6 protein-coding genes are annotated in these 5,512 nt (G+C 71.4%); all 6 read right to left on the bottom strand.

Annotation, left to right across the window (positions count from 1 at the left end; all coding sequences use genetic code 11):
• Positions 1-79: 79 nt before the first annotated feature.
• The gene (locus tag AC07AB_RS39955; protein WP_478577585.1) at positions 80-649 is read right to left on the bottom strand and encodes a CRISPR-associated endonuclease Cas3''; all 570 of its coding nucleotides are present in this window, start codon (positions 647-649) and stop codon (positions 80-82) included.
• Positions 646-1,320 (bottom strand): CRISPR-associated protein Cas5, encoded by a 675-nt coding sequence (cas5, locus tag AC07AB_RS39950; protein ID WP_478577582.1) that lies wholly within the window; start codon positions 1,318-1,320, stop codon positions 646-648. Before cas5 ends, AC07AB_RS39955 begins: the two co-directional genes overlap by 4 nt.
• Positions 1,320-2,342, bottom strand: a complete 1,023-nt coding sequence (cas7i, locus tag AC07AB_RS39945; protein WP_478577579.1) for a type I-B CRISPR-associated protein Cas7/Cst2/DevR — start codon at positions 2,340-2,342, stop codon at positions 1,320-1,322. The genes cas5 and cas7i overlap by 1 nt, the downstream gene beginning before the upstream one ends.
• The gene (locus AC07AB_RS39940) at positions 2,339-3,802 is read right to left on the bottom strand and encodes a hypothetical protein (RefSeq protein WP_478577577.1); all 1,464 of its coding nucleotides are present in this window, start codon (positions 3,800-3,802) and stop codon (positions 2,339-2,341) included. The genes cas7i and AC07AB_RS39940 overlap by 4 nt, the downstream gene beginning before the upstream one ends.
• Positions 3,799-4,116, bottom strand: coding sequence for a CRISPR-associated endoribonuclease Cas6 (locus AC07AB_RS39935; RefSeq protein WP_478577588.1), 318 nt, complete (start codon positions 4,114-4,116; stop codon positions 3,799-3,801). The genes AC07AB_RS39940 and AC07AB_RS39935 overlap by 4 nt, the downstream gene beginning before the upstream one ends.
• An 834-nt stretch (positions 4,117-4,950) precedes the next feature.
• The coding region (locus AC07AB_RS39930) for an IS5 family transposase (protein WP_478577576.1) at positions 4,951-5,512 on the bottom strand (562 nt) is incomplete at its 5' end.

Below are 5,512 nucleotides of genomic sequence, written 5' to 3'. Positions count from 1 at the left end.
CAGTGGCTACACACCTACAATCACCACCGCGGACACACCGCGCTCAAGGGCCAACCACCCGCCAGCCGCGTCCCCAACCTCACGGGTCGGTACAGGCGGTGGCTACGGGCAGGTTGTGGGCGGTGGCGGTGGTGTGCAGCCAGGCCAGCAGGGCGGCGGCGGCCGGTGGTGAGAGCGGGGTGAAGCGGTCGTGCAGTTCGTGCGGGTCGCTGGGGCCGTAGAGGCACTGCAGGTCCCGGCCGCTGTCGCCGGTCAGGGGACGGTGGTGGGTGGCGACCGCGGCGGCGACCCACGGCAGCAGATCCGGGTCGTCGACCAGGGACGGGAGGAAGCCGAGGGAGAGGACTTCGTGGCGCTCCCCCCAGCCGCGGATCCGGCCGTGGAGCATGTCCTGGAAGCCGTCGGGGAGTTTGCCCGCATCATGGGTCAGCGCGGCCAGCGCGACCGCGGTCCAGAACTGGTCGCCGAGGACGGTCCCGGTGACGTCCAGCCGGCCCACCCGCCGCCGCAGGGCGCCGGTGGCGGTGAGGGTGGCCAGCAGGTGGTCGGTCAGCGGTTCCGCCGGACGCTGTGGGGACGCGCTCTTCGCCAGGAACCCGGCCAGCGGACGTCCATCAGCCGCAGGCGCCTTCCCGCTCCGTGGCCTCATGAGGTGAGGCCGGCCGGGTGCGGGGAGCCGAGAGGGATCAGGGCCTGGCCGTCGGCCGTCGACCAGCTGCCGGGCACGGGGGCCGGGGCGCGGCCGGTGGCGTCGAACCGGAACGAGCCCCAGCGGATGTCTCCCCGGTCCACGCCGATCGCGGCCGGCATGCGCAGCAGTGTCCCGAGCGCCCCGTCGGCCGATGCGGGCACCACCGCCGGCCCCTGGGCGCCGGGGGTCTCCAGAACCGGGACCTGGCGCAGAGCGAGGCCGACGAGGTCCTGGCTGCGGCCCAGCCGCAGCGGCCAGCGCGGACGCCGCAGCCGGGCCCGCCACAGGTCCAGGTCGTCGAAAAGCCACAGGCGCAGCGTGGCGGCGGCGAGGAACTCCCGGTGGCGCGGGGCGGGCGTGGACGCCCGACCCGTGGCGTCCAGGGGGTGGTAGGTCTCCAGGTCGGTGCCGTGTCCACACGCGTGGAAGGTCATGGCGAAACCCAGACCGGGATCGACGGCCTCCCAGCCGCCGGCACTGGCGGCGAGCATCCCGCCGACCGTCGACGGCGGCGGGCACGGCAGGGTGACCTGCACCCCGGAGTAGAGCGGGTTGCGGAAGGAGACGACGGGCGCGGTGACGGTCACCTCCAGCGCCGTCCGCTCCCCGGGCCCGCCGGAGCCGGTCATCACTGCGGGTCCTCGAACCAGCCGTCGTGCGCGCCCGCCTCGATGCCCGCGGCCAGCCCGGTGAGCACGGTGCGGGGGTGACCCAGAACAATCCGGCCCGCGGCGATGAGGTCCTCCAGCTCCCGGGCGGCCCGCTCCCGCTGGTCGCCGAGGAAGCCGGGGGCCCAGCCGATCCGCACCGGACCGTCCAGCTCGTCGGCCCACGCGCCGAGCTCCTCGCGCAGCACATCGGTGGAGAACTCCGGCTTCCCGTCCCGCGCCACGAGCACCCGGGTGAACGGATTGACGCCGCCCCTGAGCGGGGCCAGCAGCACCAGGGCCGGGGTGCGGTCACCGTAGTGCAGGGCCTGCTTCGCGCCGCCGCGCAGCGCCGCCAGACTCCGCAGCAGCAGCGCGATGCGGCGCCGCCGCTCGGCCAGCGGCAGCCGCACCGCCGCCGTACCGCGAAAGAGCATCTCCTGTGCCCCGGCGGCCACGGCCTCCTCGGCCGCCGGACCGCTCAATGCGACCCGCAGGCCACTGCCGTCGGTCTCGAACACCCCCGCCCGCGCCACGTCCAGCAGCACATCGCCGGCCAGCACGGACGAGTACAGCTGGTGCTGGTGGATGACCGGGTGCTCACCGGCCGGGAAGTCGCGGCTCATCGTGCCGAAGTCCAGCGCGGGACGCTGCGGCACCACGGACACCAGGGTGCCGGTCGCCAGCACCGTGTCCCGCTGGTACGACTCCTTCTTGACCGCCACCATGTAGCCGAACAGGTCGTCGTCGAGAAACCGGTCCGGGCGCCCCGCGGTGTACGCCTGCTGGCCGGCCCCCTTGCCGGAACGGGTCACCGACGAGCGCGGCTCACCGGCGGGCAGCGAGTCCCGCAGCCACCGGCGAAACGCCTGCGCCGACACATAGGGATAACTCTCGCGCCCCACCCGCAGCACCTTGACCTTGCCGATGTTGTCCTCGCCCTCCCCGTTGTTCGGGGCCCCGGCCACCACATCCTGCACGATCTTCCCGACCAGAAAGCTCACTGGTCCCCCTCCTCGTCCTCGTTCTCGGTGAGAAACTTCCGGTCCACCGCGTCCAGCTCGGACAGGACCTCCTCCGACGACTTGCCGTCCTCGGCCACCCAGCCCAGCCGGGCCAGCTCCTCCAGCACCGCCACCAGCAGCAGATCCCGGTGCAGCCACGCCGGATTGTCCGCACCCGGATCGAACAGCAGCACATAGCCCCGCTCACCGACCAGCAACGGCCCCTGACCCTCCGCCGGCCCCCGCCCCGCCCACGCCACACCCTGCTTCGTCAGCCAACTGCGCAGCTGCCGCGGGTCCCGCAAGGAGCGCCGCAAGTCACCGAGCGGACTCCGGCTGCCCTGCTCGGCCACCAGGCCCGCAATCCGCTGACCAGTGCTCCGGATCTCCGCCAGGTCCTTCTCGTTCACCTGCATCACCTCAGTCGCGAAAGACATCAAAAGCTCCGCCGCCCGGGCCACCGCCCCCAGATCCGGCCCCGGCCCCGCCACCAGCACGGCCAGGCCACGCACCCCCGTGGACACCACCCGGGCCGGATCACGGAACGCGTTCCTTGCCAGCCCCACCAGCCCCGGCGTCTTCCCGGTCACATGCGCCCGCGCCACCACACCGAACCCCACCCGCAGCCCGGACAGCCGGCTGGTACGGCGCAACCACTCCGCCAGCGGCTGCGACAGGCTGTACGCATCCAGGAGCTGCCCGCGGTTGTTGTTGTTGAACACCAGCAGCTCCACCCCCTCTGACAACCGGCCGCCATAAGCCCGCAACGCCCGCAGCGCCACCAGCTCCCGCGGCTCCGCCTGCTTGCGCCGCTCGTCCCCGCTCAGCGCCAGCTGCCGGTTACGGGCCGCCTGCCGCCCCACCACCTGCGCCATGAACGGCTCGTGCCAGCTGTGCACCGCCACCGACGACCCGCCGCTCAGCTGACACCCGAACGGCAACGCGTAGAAACACGCCAGACACGGCCAGCACAACGCCATCCCCTCATGACCCCGCGGCGTCGTGTTCCGGTACGCCTCGCTCTCGGCCAGCACCACATCCTTCTTGCCGTAGAACCCCGCCGCCCCACGCCCGCACAACACACACCCCACCCCCGCCACCCCGGCCCCCGGCGGCCGCATCCAGGCCCCCACCGCCTCCCGCACATCCTCATCCGACTTCGCCCGCCCCTCGGCGTTCCGCCCCCTACGCCGCAGCGGATGGTTCATCGGCGAATTCGGGAAGAACGACAGACTCACCTTCTGCCAGAACCCGTCCACCGCCCCGCTCTCCCGCAAAGCCGCCCGCCCCGCATGCCGCACCACCTCCGCCACCGCACCCTCAAACCCCTCCCGACCCAACCGCTCCGGCTCCCGCTCCCCAGCCAGAGCCGCCAGCGCATACGCACCGACCCGCTGCAGCGGATGCGCCGTCAACCGCACCCCACCGAACACCAGCCCCTCACCCCCCACGGCACTCACGCACCCACCCACCCGAAACCCGCAGCATTCGCCTGCCCCAGCCCCCAGCTCCACAAAGCCCGCAACGTCCCCGGCGGACCCGACAGCTCCACCTCCACCGCCGCCCCCGGCTTCAGCCCGCCCCCCACCGCAAACGAACGCTTCGGCCCGACCCAGGACACCGCCTCCAGCTCCACCCCCGGATCCAGCCCCAGCGTCTCCGCCTTCCGCCGCAAATTCCCCTGCACATACACCGGCCACTCCGGCTCCGCCGGCAACACCCACGCCTGCCGCGACACCCGCTCCCCCAACCCGTCCCGCCCCGACCCCTTCATCACCACCGGCGTCGCCATACGCCACCGCACCCGACCCCCGACGAACCCCGGCGGCTCCACCACCTCAAGCCCCACCACCCGCAAAGCAACCCCACCCCAGTCCAACAACTCCCGCTCCCCCAACCCCACCGCCAACGCCTCCACCACCTCCGGCAACGGACTGCCGAACTCCACCACCCCACGCCCACCCACCGCATACCGGCCCCGCTGCCGCCGCGCCGACGCAAACACCGGAGCACCATGACCGAACGGCACCAACCCGTACGGCCCCCACCCCTCCTCATGCAACCGACACCCCAACCCAGGAGCCACCCGCCCCAGCACGTCATAGACCAGACCACGCCCCGGCGACAGCACACTCGCCCACGGCAGTTCCAACGCCTGGGTCGCTACCACCACTTGCAACCGCATATCGATCCTCCACACCCGCGCCAAGCCCGCACGACTCACCCGGCCGTACGTCAACGACGAACGGGTCACACAGCAAAATAGAGGCACCCGCTGACAACAGCTCTAATGCGCAGGTCAGACTCACTGGGACACCCCTCCTCCGCCCAACTCACCGAAACGCAGGTCGTGGTGAGTTTGATAGATAGGTTTTACTGCCTCTCCCTGAGACTGTCTCCGCGAGAAGGAAATGATCATGGACCCCATCACGACGCTCCTCCTCGAGGTAGCGTCCGGCGCGGCAGGCCAGATCGGCATTGACCTTTGGACGGCCTTGCGCGAGCTACTGACACGCTCCCCCACCCCCCTCGCCAGCAACGACTCACTGGCTGACAGAGGTACGGCCGTGGCGAAACTCGACGCGCTAGGGCCTGTGTGGAGTTGCGATCATGCTTGTGATCCGAGGTGTTGGATCCAAAGGAGCCCGGCGCATAATTCGAGTCCGGCCTGATAGCTTTCAGGCTTTTTGTCGTAGCGGACGGCGAGGCCGCGCCAGTCCTTGATCTTGTTGATGGTGCGTTCGACGCTGTTGCGGAGCTTGTACAGCTGCTTGCCCCAGGTGACGGGCCGTCCGCCGCGTGAGCCGCGGTTCTCGCGGTGGGCGGCCTGGTCCCTCTTCTCGGGGATGACCGCTTTGATCCCACGTTTGCGCAGGTGGACACGGTTCTGGCGGGACGAGTACGCCTTATCGCCCGCGACTGCGCCGGGCCGGGTGCGGGGCCGGCCCACCGGGCCGGGGACACGGATGCCGTTCAGGACGGGGATGAACTGCGGACTGTCCCCGGCCTGCCCCGCAGTGATGTTGAGCGAGAGGGGCAGGCACTGCGGCACACAGGACAGGTGCGTCTTCGTGGTCAGTCCGCCGCGGGAACGTCCCAGGCCGGCGGCGGCGAGTCGGGCCTTGCGGCGACGCCTCACGCGTCGTCGCTCTTCCCGCTCCGGGTCCAGT

The organism is Streptomyces sp. NPDC044033 (assembly GCF_056434425.1).
The sequence above is the reverse complement of the archived record's forward strand: the minus strand, read 5'-3'. Positions and strand labels throughout refer to the sequence as shown.

What these genes read in the sequence shown, in the direction of transcription:
- cas5 (WP_478577582.1), bottom strand. Translation starts at nt 1,320, where the DNA reads ATGACCGGCTCCGGCGGGCCCGGGGAGCGGACGGCGCTGGAGGTGACC.
- AC07AB_RS39935 (WP_478577588.1), bottom strand. Translation starts at nt 4,116, where the DNA reads ATGAAGGGGTCGGGGCGGGACGGGTTGGGGGAGCGGGTGTCGCGGCAG.
- AC07AB_RS39955 (WP_478577585.1), bottom strand. Translation starts at nt 649, where the DNA reads ATGAGGCCACGGAGCGGGAAGGCGCCTGCGGCTGATGGACGTCCGCTG.